This window comes from Cryobacterium sp. TMS1-13-1 (assembly GCF_004403125.1).
Classification (GTDB): Bacteria; Actinomycetota; Actinomycetes; order Actinomycetales; family Microbacteriaceae; genus Cryobacterium; species Cryobacterium levicorallinum.
The window spans coordinates 578,900-595,253 of sequence record NZ_SOGX01000010.1; the positions used below are offsets into that span (position 1 = coordinate 578,900).

Consider the following 16,354-nt stretch of genomic DNA (forward strand, 5'->3'; position numbering starts at 1 on the left):
GGATTACCTCATAGCGGGAAGAAGGAGAACGAGAAGGAGGATGACGGCGATAGCGAGAGCACCGGTGATTTGCGCGTAATACTGATGCAATTGGCCCGTTTGGGGACGCCGGGCGATCACTCCGAACCGGCGCGCGGTACCGGCGATAGCCTCAACTGCCGCATCCACACCGTCGGTGTCTGCCCAGGCCGCAGCGGAACCGGTGACGATACTGCCGCGCGCCGCCGCAGTCACGGCCGCATCGAGCCCGTGGTCATCGAACCAGCCGAGTCGACGGGCGCCGCGCAGCGCTGTACGCGCCGCTGTGTGGATTCCGCGATCAAGCACTGCGTCATCGAAATGGGCGAGTCGTTGGCTCACAAGAAGCACCGGGTCAACGAACAGGACCCGGGTCGCCCGCTCGAGCCCCAACCAGTTCGCGGCCCAGGAAGGCCGAGGCATCCGCTTCCAGGCCACCAAACCGAGCACGAGAAGTGCCAGTATGGCCGAGCCGACCAGTTCGAGCACTCCGGGCCGCGGATCTGATTCTGCTCCAAGCACACCCCGTACCCAGTCGCCGACCGGCGGCAGGGCGAGCACCCCCAAGAGCGCCGCGCCCGCCGCCAGGACGGTAAGCGGTACCCGTTCCCAGGCGCCGATGTGCCGCGTGCCGCGCTGCTCGGTGTCGTACTCGTCGCGAGCATTCGCCAGCGGGTGGCTCCAGACGATGATGAGAGCCTTGCCCGCATATGCCGCGGCGAGTGCGGCGGCGGCCAAGCCCACGACATACAGGGCCGTACTGGTTTCCAAGGCACCGGCCAGGAGCTGATCCTTCGTCGCCCACAGGGCCAGAGGGGCTATTCCGGCCAGGGACAGGGCGCCGACGGCGAACGTCACTCCGACCAGCGGCCATCGGCGAGCGGCGCCCCGGAGCGCTGGCAGTTGCTTGGTACCGAGCGCCGCGAGCCAGGCGCCCGCCGCGAGGAACAGGAGCGCTTTCGTTGAAGCGTGAGCGATGAGGTGGGTCGTCCCGCCCGCCGCGGAACCGACGCCGGCAGCCAGCACCACGAAACCGAGCTGCGCTGCAGTGGATGCCGCGAGGAGCTGTTTCAGGTCCTGCTGGGCGACGGCGACCGCGCCGAGCAGCAGAGCGGTCAGGGCCCCCACCCACGCTGTCGTCGTCGCAGCCCAGCCGGTGACCTCCAGCAGCGGAGCGAGTCGCAGCAGGAGGTAGCCGCCCATCGCCACCATCGCCGCCGAATGCAGGAGGGCGCTGACCGGGCTTGGGCCTTCCATCGCCCGGGAGAGCCAGAAGCTGAAGGGCAGTTGGGCTGCCTTGCCGAATGCGGCCATCAGGATTCCCGCGGCGATGAGGTGACGCCAGGGAGAGGGAGCCGCAGCCAGGTCGGCGAGTCCCAACCCGGCGCCGCCCGCCAAGGCGGCTCCTGCCGCAAGGTAGAGGCCGAGGTCGCCCAGCCGTGTCGTGATGAACGCGGTCAGCCCGGCGGAGACTCGATTGGTCTCCCGCCAGTGGAAGCCAATCAGTGCGTAGGACATGGCGCCCATGATCTCCCAAGCGAACAGCAGAGTAGGGATTGTCGTGGCGGTGGCCGTCATCGCCACGGCCGCTGCAAAGATGAGCATCAGTCCGTGGAAGCGCGCCGGCGATTCCGTTCCCTCAGCCGCGGCGAAGACCAGGACCATGAGGGTGATAACTGCGACCGTCGGCACGATCAGGGCCGAGAGTCCGTTGACCGCGAGCCCGAATGGGGCACCGGCCAAGAATGGGATTTCGACGGACGGGTGGGAGGAAGCGACGACGAACGCCGCCACCACCGTGAGGCCTGCGGTGCCAAGCGACACCGGAACGGCGACAAGATTGGCGCGCCGCCCCGTGACGCAGAGTGCAATTCCCGCCAGAGCAGGCAGGCCGACGAGAAGCCACAGCGCAGTCACGCTCAACGCGTTTACTGTTGCGGCGCTCATCCGGCGAGGTCCGTTGCCGAGTCAGTCATATCTGATCCCCGGGAACGATGCAGAAGAGTGGCAACGGCGAACCCCATCGCCATTTCCACGGTCATCGCCGCGATCACCACGAGCAGGAGAACCTGCCCGTCTGGGATCGGTGTCAGGAACCACCAAAAAGCGGCGACTGCGAGGATGACGCCGTTGAGCATGAGCTCCAGCCCCATCATCACCATGACAACGACCTGCTGGGAGAGTGCGCCGTAGAGTCCGACGCAGAACAATGCCGCGGCGGCCACAAGGACGAACTGCAAGGTCATCGCCCCAACCCGCCCTGCTGTGGGTCGTTAGGAGCGGAACGATCGAGCTCGTCGCCCCACCGATCGTAGCGGCCCCGGAGGTTCGCGAGTACGAGGGCAGCGACGATCGTTGCGAACAGGATCGGACTCACGGTGAGCATCACGAGCATCTTGGACCCCATGATTGCCTCGCCGAGGGATGCGGTCAGGTCGGCGGCCGGTGAACCGTTGCGTGCGGGCCAGGGGATGAGTAGTGCGCCACCGGCGAGCAGGAGGAAGGTTCCCACGGCGAGGATCGCCGACCATCGTTTGTTGTGGACCATGCTCATGGGCATGAGGGCAGGGTTCATTCCCATGAACATGATCATGTAGATCGCCATGATGGCCATCTCCATCACCATCATGAGAATCGTAATGACGCCGATGTAGTCAAGATTAAACATCAGCAACATCACGCCGACGGCGACGAAGGACACAGCCAGGGCGTAGGCTGACCGCGCCATGGAGTCGACGCGGAAGACGGCGATTCCCGAGGCGAGAGCAATTATCGCCAGCGCGGAGAAAACAATGATCGACAGCATGCTCAGCCTCTTACCGCGACGATGACGGAGACAATGAGCGTCTGCAGCAGAACGGCCGGCAGCACGATTATCCAGGCGACTTCAGCGAGGCGTTCGGGACGCACAGCTGGCATACGATGCCGCAGGGTGACGAACGCCGCAAGCAACAGCAAGGTTTTAACGAGCGTCCACAGCCAACTCGGCAGCAGCGGACCGGCCCCACCGCCGAGAAAGAGGGCAACGGCGAAAGCCGCGCCTGTCGTGAGCAGAGTGTAGCGTCCCGCGAGAATCAGCAGCCGGTCCACGCCGGATACCTCGGTCAGGATCCCTCCAGCGATGTCTCCGCTCGCGGATGTCGCAAAGGGTCCCCAGTTGGAAAAGGCGACGACGCTCAGGCAGAAGACGACGAAGGCGATCGGCATCCAAACAACGAACCACAGCTCCTGTTGCGCGGCAACTACATCGCTCACCCGCAGGCTATGCGCTGCGACGGCGGGGGTCACCAATGCGAACATCAGTGGCAACTCATAGGAGACGGCCTGAGCAAGAAACCGGTAGCCGCCCACCAGCGAGTGAGCGCTATTGGCACCCCAGCCGATCAGCCACACGAGCGCCCACACCAAGACGTCCATTGTGTTGAACCAAACAACCCCGACCGGTATATCAGCCAGAACCCACGGACCCAGCGGGATCACCGCCGTCTTCAGCAACGCGATCACCACGAGGCCAGCGCAGCCGATGCGCCAGAGCAGCACATCGGCCGCGACGGTCGTGCGACGTCGCTGCCGCATCAGGCGGGCGATTTCGAACACCGGACTGGCCGCTCCCGAACGAAATGACCGGCCCTCGGCCCGGGCGACGAGGATCCCATTGAGCGCGGCTCCGGCCAGGGCGAGAACGCCGAGTGCGGCCGGAGCAAGCAGAGCCCAGACAGGATTCACCTCGACGATGTCAATCATGTTTCGTCACTCGTGTGCGCGACTGTGGAGTCTGGGTGACGGGGCCGTTTCGATTGCCAGAGCGGCAATGATGAGCCGCGCGGTTGCGACATCCGTTCCGTTGAGCAGTCGCGGGATCTCGCTTAGCCGGCTGCGCTGCAACGTCAGGAGGTCCTGCGGCTCGTTTGCTCCGTCAGCGTTGTCGTCTCGGGCAATGCGTCGAGCCTCGTCGAGCCAGCCGATGAGGCGGCCGCGCACCGTCTCGGATCCGCTCTGCCCCATTTCACCTTCCGCGTGGGTCAGTGTGTCACCGACCGTGATGCCTTTCAGTGTCCAACGCAGAGTCCAGGAGCGGCTGATGCTCTGCGCAAGTTTGTCGAGGTCGGGTGCCGCGTCGAGCGGTGCCGTGCCCGATGCCACGGCGTCGCGAATCCTTCGGGCGCGGCCTGCCGCGAGCGACCACCCGGCCAGAGCAAGCACCGACGCCGCGGCATCAGAACGACGAATGACCGCCCGTCGTCGTTCGTCGTCCGCCAACCGGCGGCGCTCATCCGGGACACGGCCGTCCGCACTCGGATGCGCCGCGGGAAGGATTTCTGCCTGGGCGCTGACGATCACATCACCTTGGAGCACGCAGCGCACAACGAGACCGGCCGGCCAGTGGGGGAGTACCGGGCCAAGGGGAACGTGAAGCACATCCATTTCGAGGCCGTCGCGATCGGGTGCGCTGGTCGCCAGAGGAATCCCTCCCGGCGTCGGCATGTCCATGTCCATGTCCATGTCCATATCATGCTCGGTCGATTCGCCGCTGCCATCATGCGCCGCGTGCTCGGTGTGCGCGATCTCGTCATGTGGTTCTGTCGGCTGGCGCGAGCGGGCTCGCGCATCGCTGTGTTGTCTGGCGTCATCGAGGAGCTCATCCACGGCACGGTCTAAAGTCGAGGCGACGTCGCTTGCGGTGATCACTGCCGTTCGCACCCGTGGACCGGGAAGCTGCGACCAGAGGCGGGCGCACACGCACTCGAGTTCCTGTCCCGGTTCCCCGCAGACCAGCAGAACGTCAGCATCCGCCGGGGATATCGCCGGTGTCCAGCCCCGACGGGCTAGCTCCGCCTCAACGCGCATTCGGATCTCGCCCCAGCCGGGAACTTCCAGCACCAGCACGTGCACTCTGCGGGTGGCGCGTCCTGCCACGCTGCTTCTTAAACCCACCGCAACGCACCCTCGCGCCAGGCCCAGACGACACCGACCATGAGCACACCAAGAAAGACGAACATCTCCACGACGGCGCCGATTCCATCTTTTGCCACGACCAGTGCCCATGGATACATGAAGAGCATCTCCACGTCAAAGGCCAGAAAGAGCAGGGTCAACGGGTACCACCTGGCGTGGTACCTGGAAAGCGCATGTTCCTCTGGCTCCCAGCCGGAAAGGAACGGCAACCGCTCAAGTGGGTCGCGGGCCACCGCGGTGTACCGCGCCACCAAGTAGAGGCCGCCCACTGTCAGCAGCGCGACTGCGAGAAGAACGGCAATGCTGATATAGGTGGACACACGCCTCCCTCTCACCACTCCTCAGCCTCGCGGCCTTTTTAGATCGATGCGTTACCAGCCTAGTCCGAGTGAGCCGATGCGGATATTTCGGACAGATCAGCCGGATGCGAGCCGGATCACCAAGCGTCCGGAACGTTCGGGCGAGACTCTCGGCCTCGGTGGCCTCGATCGGCGTGCGATCGGAGGGTGAGCAGCAGATCTTGGTGGTGCCCTGGGGTGCGGTCCCAATCGTTGCGGGTGTGGTCGACATGCCGCTAGTGCCCCTCATAAATTGAAAACCATCAATGAAGTGGCCAGACTCTATATCGACGCCGATCGATTTATGGTTGGTGTAGGTCACGTGACCACATCCACGTTACGGAGCAGAATGACATCTCTTCCCCCGTCCCCAGTCGACCCGCTCGACTCGGCACCGCCGATCGTTTTCTGCCGGTCTGGATCCTCGCCGCTATGGGTCTCGGCCTCTTCCTCGCCGTCGCGGCACCGGGTCTTGGGGAAGCGCTGCACGCTTTCTCCATCGGATCGATCAGTGTTCCGATCGCAATCGGCCTTCTCGTCATGATGTATCCGGTATTGGCCAAGGTGCGCTATTCGGACGCTCGCGCTGTGGCCGGAGATAAGCGCCTGCTCGTCTCGTCGCTGGTGCTGAACTGGGTGCTAGGCCCGGCGCTCATGTTCGCGCTGGCCTGGATCTTCCTGCCTGATCTGCCCGAATACCGCACAGGCCTGATCATCATCGGACTCGCCCGCTGCATCGCCATGGTCCTCATTTGGAACGACCTCGCCTGCGGCGACCGCGAAGCCGCAGCGTTCCTCGTCGCCATCAATAGTGTCTTCCAGGTCATCGCGTTCGCCGCTCTGGGTTGGTTCTACCTCCAGATCCTGCCGGCTTGGTTGGGGCTGTCCACCACGAGTGCGGAATTTTCATTCTGGGCGATCACCGCGAGTGTTCTGGTCTTCCTCGGAATTCCGCTTTTGGCTGGCTATCTCTCCCGCCGTATCGGGGAGGCCACTCGTGGCCGCGACTGGTATGAAAGCCGCTTCCTGCCCAAGGTCGGCCCGTTCGCGCTCTACGGGCTGCTGTTCACCATCGTCATGCTCTTTACCCTCCAAGGCCAACAGGTCATTGACCGCCCATTGGACGTAGCCCGCATCGCGTTGCCCTTGCTGGTGTACTTTCTGGTGATTTTCCTCGTCGGGTTTCTCGTCGGCAAATTCATCGGTATGAGCTATGAGCGCACCGCAACTCTGGCGTTCACGGCGGCTGGCAACAACTTTGAGCTGGCCATCGCCGTCGCCATCGGAACGTTCGGCGCCACTAGCGGCCAGGCACTCGCCGGCATCGTCGGACCCCTGATCGAGGTCCCCGCACTCGTTGCCCTGGTCTATGTCGCTCTCTGGCTCCGACGCAAACTTTTCCGCTCGCCAACACCCCCGGCATCCGCGCCGAATCTGGTCGAGGTCACCGCGCACGTCTAACTCCCATTTCCGGCACCACTGCGTCAAGAAAGATCGACTATGACTGAAACATTGCTAGCAAGCGGCGAGACAGACATTCACAATGTCATCGTGGTCGGATCGGGCCCCGCAGGCTACACGGCTGCCATCCATCTTGCCCGGGCAGGGCTGAACCCCCTCGTCCTGACCAGCGCTGTCGAAGCCGGCGGCGCGCTTGTCAACACCACTGAGCTCGAAAACTTCCCCGGATTCACTACCGGCATTCTGGGGCCGGACTTGATGGAAAACATGCGCGCCCAGGCCGAACGGTTCGGTGCCCGCCTCATCTCTGACGATGCCACCCGTTTGGATCTGGCCGGCGACATCAAGGTAGTCGTCGCGGGGGACGGATCCGAATACCGCGCGCGTGCCGTCGTGCTGGCGATGGGATCTGCCTATCGCAAGCTCGGCGTACCCGGAGAGGAACGGCGGATTCAACCGGTCGTCGCAACGATGGGCTTTTCTGGCTCTGATAATAGTCGTTGCATGGCTTGAGCGGGTGTGCTGCCGCCGAGCGTTTTGCGGGGTCGATTGTTGAGTTCGGTGGCGACTTCGAGTAGCCGCTCGGGCGAATGGACGGATAAGTCGGTGCCTTTGGGGAAATATTGGCGCAGCAGCCCGTTGGTGTTCTCGTTGGTGCCTCGTTGCCACGGCGAATGCGGATCACAGAAGTAGATAGCCATAGTCGTGGCCAGCGTGATCTGCCGGTGCTGGGCCAGCTCGGTTCCCTGATCCCACGTCAGAGTCTTAACCAAGTGCGCGGGGAGAGACTTGATGGCGGCCAACAGCCCATCGCGAACTGTGATCGCGCCGTGGTCACCGGGGAGGTGGACCAGCATCGTGAACCGTGTCTGACGCTCCACCAACGTAGCGATCGCCGACCGGCAGTGTGATCCCAAGATCAGATCCCCTTCCCAATGCCCAGGCACGGCGCGGTCCTCCACCTCCGCCGGCCGCTCGCTGATCATCGTCATGTCCGGGATCTTGCCCGAGTTCTTCGCAGCAGGCCGTCTCGGACGCCTGATGGCGCGGCCGGTGCGCAAATGCTGATGCAGATCACCGCGCAAGTCACCCCGGCCACCTTCGTAAAGCGCCTGGTAGATGGCTTCCGGGCTGACCCGCATCTCCTGCCGATCGGGAAACACCACAGACAAATGATCACTGATCTGTTCCGGACTCCACTTCAGGCACAACTTTTTCTGCACCAAGAAGGCAAGCTCTGGATGGTCGAATTTGCTGGCCTTGGGACGACGGCCGCGGAGCTCGGCCTGCTTCTGCGCCGCATACGGGGCATACTTCGTCCGTGCCTGCGGGCCAGTCTTGGACCCGCCTCGAGCGAGCTCTCGACTGATCGTGGCAGCAGACCGGCCCACCAGAGCAGCGATCGCCCGCACACCGGTGCCACCCAGATGCAAGTCCGCGATCTGCAGTCGTTCCTCCAAGGACAAGTACCGCCCAGACCTCTCTGCCTCAGGAAGAGGGATCCGCCCACCCGTTGCTTGACGCCAACGCCGTCCAGTTCGTCGATTCACCCCGACAGCATCGCACGCTGCAGTCAGCGTCGAGCCTTGACTCATCAACACCCAAAACCGCGCCTGTTTCTCCACCAACTCATACTTCGACCACACGTACAACACCTCACAAAAATCGAGTGTTGCGACGACCGGTTGAATCCGCCAACGCCTTACCGGTCACGGAGTGTCCTGGTGCGCAACGTGCGACGGCTTCTTCTTCCGCAACCAGAACGTGGTCGTGGTCGGTGGTGGCGACTCCGCGCTCGAGGAGGCTATGTTCCTCACTCGATTCGCTGACACCGTCACCATGGTGCACCGACGGGACGCCCTCCGCGGATCAAAGATCATGCAAGAACGAGCCCTCGCCAACCCGAAGATCAAAATGCAGTGGAACAGCGAGATCGTCGAAGCCCACGGTGACGCGAGCCTAAGCTCCATAAGCATCCGCGACACGACCACAGGAACGGTGTCAACGCTGGACGCAACCGGGCTGTTCATCGCCATCGGTCACGACCCGCGCAGTGAACTCGTCGTAAATCAACTCGACCTCGACAGCGACCGCTACGTCGTCGCGCAGCATCCGACCACCCACACGTCGCTGGACGGGGTCTTCGCCTGCGGTGACCTCGTGGATCACCGCTATCGACAGGCCATCACCGCCGCTGGTACCGGATGCTCAGCCGCGCTCGACGCCGAGCACTTCCTGGCCGCCTCCGGACAAGCCACATATTCCGCGCACCAGCCCTATCCGGTGCACGCCTAACCGCTGGCTCACAGAAATTTGGCCAGTGTCATCGACACGGCCGACCCGCTGAAGGCTACAAACCCGCTGAAGGCTACAAAGAAGTACCATCGCAACTCGGCACGGTCAGAACCGCCAGATTTCGGGGGAGTGCGCGTAGGAGGTTCGGCTTGCGGGCGCCTCCCGAGCGCGGGACCGGTGTGATCTTCGAACTTGGCCTCTGGTGAGTTCGCTAGCTACCGGCAGTAGAGACTGCGGCGACCTTTAGCGCCTCTGCGGCTTCTTTCACGCGGCCAGGCAGTTCTGTAGTCTTACCTCCGCCCCGTGCTTTGAAGCGTCGCGGTGGAAAAAACCTACGCAAAAGTCGCGAGGGTCGACGCCCGATGCTATCGGGGCACCAAAGATTCCTTATTGTCCGCAACAGGTTCCATCCGTTGCTGGAGCCCGCGATGCTTCGGCTCAAGTTGTCGGACTTGTGGACTGTCAGGGAGCGAGACCCCGCATGGTTAAGTTGTCCAGGGCCTGGTCTTGAGCGAGGAAAATACCAGCGATGTTCTCCGCCAAATTGCTTTGTTGGGCGCTGGTGAGCGCATCCCAACGTGGCCGCCGCCCGCCAGTAGCAGCCGCCTGCTGATCCGCCAGGCACCGAGCTGTCTCGTTGACGAGGTTCACACGAAACACGGGCCAGCCATCGCGCCAGTTTGCTTCACTCATTCTTTTCTGCACTTCTCAAATTCTTCCTGGACCTCTCAAGTAAATCCCGTGTACATCTGTCGATTTTCGCCACTGAATGCTCACCGCCAATCTGAGGCTTCGGCTATCGGAACACGTCTTCGGCATCGTCACCGTACGCTGAAAGTCAACCGATCTAGCTGGTGTCATCGCGAGCGAATCTCAAATAGATCTCCGGCGAAGTGTCATTCGGCGGCTGAGGTCCTTTGCAGTCCGAGCGAGTCCGCCGTGAGCCGTATTCGAACTCGCTAAGCACACCTAGGGGAAAAGGGCGGCCAGACTTTTCACGTTCGTCGCTATGGAACTGGCGTGCCATTGCGAAGTATGAACTTTATCTCAAGTGTTTTCGGGTCGAGGATCGCCTGGCTGACTCTGTCATTTCCATTCATGTCAAGGACGACTGAACGTACACGCAGAGGAGTTGGCGTGGAGAACTCCTCAATTTGGTCTCTGTGCAAGTGATAGTGACCACCGAATGTGATTTGCGGGCGAGTCTGAACGACTGCTCGACGGAACATCTCGTTGCTTTGCCTCGCGTATTCCATGATCTCTGTGGGCACTCGTGGGTCAGTATCCCGAACGTACATGAGGGGCGATTCGTGGCCGACCAGAACATCGACGGGCTTCGTGCCAAGTGCTGTGAGGTCGTCTTCGCTGATTTGTTCCGCCGACCACCAGTCCACATTTTGGGATCGGAGGTCGCGGTCTGTGCTGTTCCCGCCGCCGAGCGCAGCAAGAACGTGGCTCTTCCCTACTTGAGTTCGAAATCCGCGAGGCAAGTGAGCGACATTCCAATTCACCCATCGGTAGCCGTTCTCGTCTATCGGATAGCCAAGAATTCGAGGATGGTAATCGTGGTTACCATCAACGAAATAAAATGTCTGCCCGTTCCGCGTAAGGGCCCGCGACAAGTCCCGCAAAGACACTTGCCAATTCTCGCCGGGCCAAATTACTCCGAAGTCTTCAAGCTGAATCACGGTTCTGATTCCATGATCTGCAAAAATTCGCAAGACCTGAAGCGCGTGTATCAAGTCACCATGGATGTCGCCCATGACGCCGATGAGATCAGCGTCCTCAAGCGAGACACGATCCTCAACACCGGTAGGGGAGGACGATGAACGGAGGTTCTTCGGGAAAGGCATGGGATGGAAACCGCCCGGAGGCACCTCCAGGGTGAAACCTCTTTTGCTCATGATGCCGAGTTCATAGGTCGGTAATGTCCATTCGAATTAATGCTTGAAGACAAGCTCCAAAATTTAGCTGCTATTTGGCTCGTTGAGCTGCTCCATGAGTTGCCCGAACGGAACATCGATTGCGCGCGCAATTGCGAACCACGTCGCAAGGGTTCCGATACGGTTGCCCACTTCAAGGTTGATGACCCCCGTGCGGCTGAGCCCTGAACGTTCAGCGAGGGCTTCATAGGTGAGTCCTAGTTCAGCCCGCCGTCTTCCAAGAGCATTGCGCAGAGCATCGAAATTTGGTTCAAATTCCACCTTGGCATGAAGATTGGGTACGGGCGTAAGGCTCTTCTTGGGGATCGACACTACTTAATTGGAGAGTCAACAAGTGTTAACCACAGTACACAACTGTTGACTATCGTGGAAATATCAGTTCGGTCATGTCTGATTGCTGCTTGTCCGCACGACTCCCTAGGTTGCCCTCATCTGCTGCCTCTGGCGCTCGATTCATGAGGAAGCGCCTGTTCACGGCAATGACCCATTTCCTGAGCACCGACAGCCACTGAAGTCCCACATGCTGCACGCTGACCATGGGGGGGGTTTTTTGGGGTCGGGGCCGAATCGCCCATATCGTCGCGAGAACGGGAACTAATATCCTTATCGACCAGGGCTTGGGCACTTGCATCCAGCCCCGGTCACTTGGCCCATCCATGGACTGGAGGTGGGAGCAGATCGCGCTTGGCGTGACTAACCAGTCCAGCCAAGCAGGTAGATAAGATACGAAGCGACGAGAGCGCCAGCGATGCTCCCCACCCAAATCCCCAATGGACGAAAATGATGCAGAAATCTCGGGTGATCTAAACGCCCTACTCGTGGATCGTCCGCGTTCCGACGCGCAGACTTTACGGCGGCTTCAGCTACGGAAATAAGGTTGTCGAGAATGGATGCGTCGTCCGCGCTTATCTCGATCTTGGATCCCCCGTCGGCAGCGGAAAGGAGCATAGTCAAGGTCTCGAACAGCGCGACATCGATGCTGAAAGCCGCTGTGCGCCAGACGGGCGACGTCAGGCCAATCGCAAATGCGGTCGGATCCTCGTACTCTCGGGAGATATCGGAGGAGATCACGCCGTGGAATGTAGTACGAAACGGCAGAGCATAAGGACTCCGCGATTCCAAAACGCTCTCATCAGACCTGTCTCCGAACATTCCTTTAGTGAATTCACCGGCTTGCACGGAGCTCTGCGACAGGAAGGACCGGAGGAGGACATCGATAGTTTGTGCGGGCAATCGTCGACTGGGAAAGGTCAGCTCACGAGTGGACACCCCCGTTAGCGTAGCCGTATTCCAACCCATCGCCCTTTAAGGCGCCACTCGCCCCTATGAGGAGTTATCTGGTGCCAGCGCCACCACGATATAACGGCTGTCAGTAGGAAACATTGGACTCCGCACAACGAAGCCGCATCGAACAGAAACGGGGGGAGACTGCTGAACCTATAGACGGAAGTCGCCTATGGCCGAGACACGCGCAGTTGAAACTGGCGGCCATGAGCCGATGACGACGCGGCTTGGGGCCGGCTACAAGCAATTGGCTGCACTCCATGCCCAACCTTCGCGTTACGATTTCATTGCACTCGGACGTCCGTCCATCCCTCCATGCGTCCGAGTGACTCGCTGAATGAGGGTCATCTGATGCCAGTAGAACGGAGCCAACATGAAGCACCCGTACCGCATCGCCCGTCAACAACATCTGGGCGATTTCCTCGATGACCTACAGGCCGCAGGCTTGATCGCCTGGGTTTGGAGTTACAGCGGCTCCAGTGCGGAGTACACGATTACTGAGTCTGGCCAGGAGCCGCGGCTTTATGGAACGCGAGATGCCGAGCGACTGGCGAGTCGATACGCTGCGACGACGCGGAGAATCTGGTTGCCAGTGCCTAGCCCGGGCGGACAAGCGCAGTTGAGCGAGACACTTGAATTGACCGCCGCTAGGCAACGGGATCTTGCGGACGCCACCGAAAGCAACAGTTAGTTCGACTCTCTGTCGGGCTTAGAAGTCGCAATCAGTCGCTCCCACCGTTCGGGCTTGACCAGTGCCACTGATCCCTGACGCTGCCCTCGGTCCATTCCGACCACAACTGCTGCGACAACAGAGGTCGCTCCGTGGATTACCGAGCGCTCGTTTGCGGAGAGATCAAACGGGGCAGCGCCGATGAACGCGCTCGCTTCCGCATAGGTCAGTTCCTGCTACAGAGTCTCGGCCGCGACGCGGATGCGGTCGGTGACATCGGTGAGTTTAAGTTCTCTCAGTCGAGGCAACGCTCAAAGCGGGGAAACACACCACACAGTGGGACGTAACCTTCTGAACGGCTCGGAGTCGGTTTCGCGATGGTGAGCACCGCTGGCTACCGCTCGCCCTCGAACGGGTCAACGACTGAGTGCACGCCGTGCTCCGCGCACACGAACGCGACCCTGAAGCCGTCGTCCGCCTCGAAGGGCTCCGGCTGGCCGTCAACGGCGCACTGAGGGCAGGTGCGGTGCTGCTCGTTCCCGAGCGTCGATCCTGGGTCACTGCTCATGTCAGGTAAACCTTTGGGCCGCGCATCGGGAGGGGCTTCCCCGGCGGATTCGGATGCCGCGGGTTGCCAGGCTTGGTGAGGCTGTCGAAGGTGAACACTCGGACCCTGAGCCGCCCGAGCAGAGCAAGGACGTCGAGCCTCGCGCGACGAAGCGTCGGATGCGGCGCGTTCCCCCAGCCACCCAGCACCTCGGGCGCCCCATGCTTCGCGAGTACCCGCTCAATCGCGGCACAGTTTTCCGCAGACAGACTAGCGTCGAAGTCCGACACAGCGCTCGGCTTAGGCGATCGCTCTGGATACACAGGTTCAGCATCACCCACCCTGCATAACGGTCCTGCTGGCTCGCCTCAACGAGCCTCCTTACGGTCTTGTCCGCCTCCCTCTTCCTCGCGTGGGAAGGATTCATGCAGATCGCGATAAGCGGGGGCTAGCGATCGATGCGCCTGCCGTTTGGCCGAGGGCGAATCGGAAGTTATTCTCCTCGGGTACAGGATCCCAGAGGTCGGGCTCGTGTCCGGTCGGGTACGCGATCACGACGGGACCTCCTCAGTCTTCGCAGCCTGTCGCCTCGGAGCAATGCGTTAGTGCGTGTGCCGGCTCCAGGAGAGACCGCAAACTATGCATGTAATTTGCGCCTGAAACTTGAAGTCGGCCTGCGAGTCCACTTCGTTTGTACCGTAAAGGTGAACGGGCGCAGCGGAGTGCGCGCGAGACGTAATCCTCCACGCCTCCTCGAGGGCACCGGGGGCGTCCGAGACCGCGCGTTTCAAAACCTCGGAGAGCGTGGCGTACTGAGTTTCGGAGAGGTTGAAAACCATCGCATAAGCAGTTTCCTGTCCCTCGATTGCCGAAGCCGGGCGGGGCCAATCGTGCAGACGCCACGCAAGCCCGCAGGTCATGCATGCTGTGGTGTCTTTGAGCTCATTCCTCGAGGCGATGCCCCAAGCGGAGAACTCATGTTCTCGAGCGTCGTAGTTTGCGAGATTCATCTTGCTCCACACTTCCGAAAGTGCGCGATCGTCGCGTTTGAGGTACCACATATCAAACAGTGCCTTGTACTGTGCCTTCGTAAAGCGAACGACCAACGTTCGCCCCTGCGTCTGGCCCTGTACCTTTGGAGGCTGGCTCTGGGTTCGGCTGAAAAACATGTGGGCTCCAACTGTTTGACTCGCTACCTTCGGTGGACGTATCCAAGTACATGGCACCAGAACTTGGCGACGCGTCGCGGTTCTGCGCAGTCAAAGGTGACCCGGAACTCCTTGACCGACATCATCGGCCAAGCATAGTGATTCGTTCCGTGGATCGAACCGGCGGTGATGCCCGGTAGGTCCGCGTCGGGCGTGCAGTAGCCGGACGGCTCCCGGCACTCGTCTTGCACGACGTGGGGGAGCGGCTGCTGATCGCGTCCAGGGTTCGCAAGGGAACCCTCACCGGACGCTCCAACTGACCCGGCGGTCGTCAGCAATGGTCCGCTAGCCTCAAGGAACCGACAGTGCCGTCGATTGTCGGAGAGATACGTCCGACATCAAAGAGCAGAAAACAGTGAGGGAACTTCGTGGCAATACCTGATGGATACGACCTGAGGGAGAGAATCAGCAAAACGTCGTCAGCTCAGGTCTGGACTTCACAGAACACCTCTAGCCAAGTGGTTGTGCTGAAGATCGCCGCCGATGTGCCCCAGGTACAGAAGCGTTTTGAGCGCGAGCTCTTAGCCATGGTTGCGAATGCGAACAGGCACGTGATGCCGATTCTCGACTACGACGCTTCGCGCGGCTGGTATGCCATGCCGCACGCATCGCATTCGCTGTTCGAGACAAAAGTACCCTGCTCGGTACAAGACTGTGTCGAAATTCTCGACGCTGTTGCCGGAGGACTCAGACCTCTCCATGCTCAAGACCAGGTGCACCGCGACCTGAAGCCGCACAATATTTTGTGGCTCGACGGTGAGGACGCCCGCTGGGTCGTCGCCGACTTTGGTATCGTGCGTAATCCTTTAGGCCTAACAACATCCAAACTGACTCACGCCGGAGGTTTGACGGGGAGCACCGGGTGGGCGGCGCCGGAGCAATACAGCGATGCCCACGACGCGACGATCACCGCAGACGTTTACAGCCTCGGGGCAATCGCATCCTGGCTGCTGACCGGGCAGCCGCCTGCGTACGGACATGTAACTATGCCTCTGGACCCTCGTCTTGGCGCTGCTATTCGCAGGGCGACGAGGCCACATGGACCGGACCGGTTTGCGAACTTGGACGACTTTGTGAAGGCCTTCACCGTGGCGACACAGCCGTTCGTCGATACGTTCGAGGCGTTGACCCAGCGAGGAGAGTGGGTGGAAGTGAGCGCGTATACCGGGCAGGCGGGGGAACACGCGCGCGCGATCCGTGCGCTCCCGAGGGCTTCGCAGTCCGACGTGAATGACTGGGCTGCGGCCGATAGCGCAGGAATGGTCGATGCGGTGGTGGATCTCTTGGGGGAAGTGCCAGGACTGAGCTTCAGGGATATGGATCCGTTCCTCTGCTGGTGTGTGAGAGTGGTCCGGGCTCTAGTCAACGCGAACCAGCTTGAGTCGGCCGAGCGCGTCGCAGCAGTCCTGTTCGGCACCACCGCGAGTGTCGATCAGTTCGCCCCGTCGCGCACGATCCTTAACTGGCTTGCTGTGCTGCCGCGCCTTGCGGGCGAGGCGATGGAGCGCGCCCTGCACTCGTCAGAGACGTGGGAGTTCTTCCAGGAAAAGGCGCGCAACCAATTTGAGAAGTACACCGACACCGATCTGATCGCGAAACTGCGTCAAAACTGAAGCGCGATCTGTTCATGGTGA

Annotated in this window: 17 protein-coding genes and 2 pseudogenes; 4 read left to right on the plus strand and 15 right to left on the minus strand. The window is 61.4% G+C overall.

Annotated features, from left to right (window positions below):
• Positions 1-3: 3 nt before the first annotated feature.
• From E3T31_RS12080 to E3T31_RS12105, 6 genes are read right to left on the minus strand one after another with little or no spacing between them, the layout of a single operon-like run.
• Positions 4-1,965 carry a proton-conducting transporter membrane subunit gene (locus tag E3T31_RS12080; protein ID WP_134468914.1) on the minus strand — a complete coding sequence of 654 codons (1,962 nt, stop codon included), beginning with the start codon at positions 1,963-1,965 and terminating at the stop codon, positions 4-6.
• Positions 1,962-2,264, minus strand: a complete 303-nt coding sequence (nuoK, locus tag E3T31_RS12085; RefSeq protein ID WP_134468915.1) for an NADH-quinone oxidoreductase subunit NuoK — start codon at positions 2,262-2,264, stop codon at positions 1,962-1,964. Before nuoK ends, E3T31_RS12080 begins: the two co-directional genes overlap by 4 nt.
• A complete protein-coding gene (locus tag E3T31_RS12090) occupies positions 2,261-2,824 on the minus strand; it encodes an NADH-quinone oxidoreductase subunit J (RefSeq protein WP_134468916.1) in 564 nt (187 codons plus the stop codon). The genes nuoK and E3T31_RS12090 overlap by 4 nt, the downstream gene beginning before the upstream one ends.
• Before the next feature lie 2 nt (positions 2,825-2,826).
• Positions 2,827-3,762, minus strand: a complete 936-nt coding sequence (locus E3T31_RS12095; RefSeq protein WP_134468917.1) for a complex I subunit 1 family protein — start codon at positions 3,760-3,762, stop codon at positions 2,827-2,829.
• A gap of 6 nt (positions 3,763-3,768) precedes the next feature.
• A complete protein-coding gene (locus tag E3T31_RS12100) occupies positions 3,769-4,935 on the minus strand; it encodes a hypothetical protein (RefSeq protein WP_134468918.1) in 1,167 nt (388 codons plus the stop codon).
• A gap of 8 nt (positions 4,936-4,943) precedes the next feature.
• Positions 4,944-5,294 carry an NADH-quinone oxidoreductase subunit A gene (locus tag E3T31_RS12105; RefSeq protein ID WP_241977873.1) on the minus strand — a complete coding sequence of 117 codons (351 nt, stop codon included), beginning with the start codon at positions 5,292-5,294 and terminating at the stop codon, positions 4,944-4,946.
• A gap of 450 nt (positions 5,295-5,744) precedes the next feature.
• Between E3T31_RS12105 and arsB the strand changes: the two genes are divergently transcribed.
• Entirely contained in the window at positions 5,745-6,773 is a 1,029-nt protein-coding gene (gene arsB, locus E3T31_RS12110; RefSeq protein ID WP_134468919.1) for an ACR3 family arsenite efflux transporter, read from the plus strand.
• Between the two features lie 39 nt (positions 6,774-6,812).
• Positions 6,813-7,220: pseudogene (locus E3T31_RS12115) on the plus strand (NAD(P)/FAD-dependent oxidoreductase); the annotation flags it as partial.
• A 5-nt stretch (positions 7,221-7,225) separates the two neighbouring features.
• On the opposite strand, the gene E3T31_RS12120 reads toward E3T31_RS12115, so the two are convergent.
• A complete protein-coding gene (locus E3T31_RS12120) occupies positions 7,226-8,368 on the minus strand; it encodes an IS30 family transposase (protein ID WP_370304604.1) in 1,143 nt (380 codons plus the stop codon).
• Between the two features lie 121 nt (positions 8,369-8,489).
• On the opposite strand from E3T31_RS12120, the gene E3T31_RS12125 reads away from it, so the two are divergent.
• Entirely contained in the window at positions 8,490-9,068 is a 579-nt protein-coding gene (locus E3T31_RS12125; protein ID WP_370304530.1) for an NAD(P)/FAD-dependent oxidoreductase, read from the plus strand.
• A gap of 462 nt (positions 9,069-9,530) precedes the next feature.
• Here the strand turns inward: E3T31_RS12125 and E3T31_RS12130 are convergent, their stop codons facing one another.
• From E3T31_RS12130 to E3T31_RS12160, 8 genes and pseudogenes are all read right to left on the minus strand, one after another.
• A complete protein-coding gene (locus E3T31_RS12130) occupies positions 9,531-9,773 on the minus strand; it encodes a hypothetical protein (protein ID WP_134468922.1) in 243 nt (80 codons plus the stop codon).
• Between the two features lie 302 nt (positions 9,774-10,075).
• The gene (locus E3T31_RS12135) at positions 10,076-10,972 is read right to left on the minus strand and encodes a metallophosphoesterase (RefSeq protein WP_134468923.1); all 897 of its coding nucleotides are present in this window, start codon (positions 10,970-10,972) and stop codon (positions 10,076-10,078) included.
• A gap of 63 nt (positions 10,973-11,035) precedes the next feature.
• On the minus strand, positions 11,036-11,323 hold the full coding sequence (locus E3T31_RS12140; protein ID WP_198417012.1) for a helix-turn-helix transcriptional regulator: 288 nt from the start codon (positions 11,321-11,323) through the stop codon (positions 11,036-11,038).
• A gap of 381 nt (positions 11,324-11,704) precedes the next feature.
• Complete coding sequence (locus E3T31_RS12145; RefSeq protein WP_134468924.1) at positions 11,705-12,280, minus strand: hypothetical protein; 576 nt, start codon at positions 12,278-12,280, stop codon at positions 11,705-11,707.
• Between the two features lie 1,079 nt (positions 12,281-13,359).
• Positions 13,360-13,533 (minus strand): hypothetical protein, encoded by a 174-nt coding sequence (locus E3T31_RS17865; protein WP_166788493.1) that lies wholly within the window; start codon positions 13,531-13,533, stop codon positions 13,360-13,362.
• Positions 13,530-13,853, minus strand: a complete 324-nt coding sequence (locus E3T31_RS18745; RefSeq protein ID WP_134468925.1) for a DUF1643 domain-containing protein — start codon at positions 13,851-13,853, stop codon at positions 13,530-13,532. Before E3T31_RS18745 ends, E3T31_RS17865 begins: the two co-directional genes overlap by 4 nt.
• Positions 13,802-13,951 (minus strand): annotated as a pseudogene (locus tag E3T31_RS18750) (DUF1643 domain-containing protein); the annotation flags it as partial. The gene E3T31_RS18745 and the pseudogene E3T31_RS18750, both read right to left, overlap by 52 nt.
• 163 nt (positions 13,952-14,114) lie before the next feature.
• Positions 14,115-14,681, minus strand: coding sequence for a hypothetical protein (locus tag E3T31_RS12160; protein ID WP_134468926.1), 567 nt, complete (start codon positions 14,679-14,681; stop codon positions 14,115-14,117).
• A gap of 407 nt (positions 14,682-15,088) precedes the next feature.
• On the opposite strand from E3T31_RS12160, the gene E3T31_RS12170 reads away from it, so the two are divergent.
• Entirely contained in the window at positions 15,089-16,333 is a 1,245-nt protein-coding gene (locus E3T31_RS12170; RefSeq protein WP_134468927.1) for a serine/threonine-protein kinase, read from the plus strand.
• The last annotated feature ends 21 nt before the right edge of the window (positions 16,334-16,354 follow it).

Bases quoted from the DNA above. Each gene is read 5' to 3' on its own strand.
- E3T31_RS17865 (WP_166788493.1), bottom strand. From the start codon at position 13,533: ATGAGCAGTGACCCAGGATCGACGCTCGGGAACGAGCAGCACCGCACC.
- E3T31_RS12095 (WP_134468917.1), bottom strand. From the start codon at position 3,762: ATGATTGACATCGTCGAGGTGAATCCTGTCTGGGCTCTGCTTGCTCCG.
- E3T31_RS12080 (WP_134468914.1), bottom strand. From the start codon at position 1,965: ATGAGCGCCGCAACAGTAAACGCGTTGAGCGTGACTGCGCTGTGGCTT.
- E3T31_RS12090 (WP_134468916.1), bottom strand. From the start codon at position 2,824: ATGCTGTCGATCATTGTTTTCTCCGCGCTGGCGATAATTGCTCTCGCC.
- E3T31_RS12120 (WP_370304604.1), bottom strand. From the start codon at position 8,368: ATGAGTCAAGGCTCGACGCTGACTGCAGCGTGCGATGCTGTCGGGGTG.
- arsB (WP_134468919.1), top strand. From the start codon at position 5,745: ATGGGTCTCGGCCTCTTCCTCGCCGTCGCGGCACCGGGTCTTGGGGAA.
- E3T31_RS12135 (WP_134468923.1), bottom strand. From the start codon at position 10,972: ATGAGCAAAAGAGGTTTCACCCTGGAGGTGCCTCCGGGCGGTTTCCAT.
- nuoK (WP_134468915.1), bottom strand. From the start codon at position 2,264: ATGACCTTGCAGTTCGTCCTTGTGGCCGCCGCGGCATTGTTCTGCGTC.
- E3T31_RS12160 (WP_134468926.1), bottom strand. From the start codon at position 14,681: ATGTTTTTCAGCCGAACCCAGAGCCAGCCTCCAAAGGTACAGGGCCAG.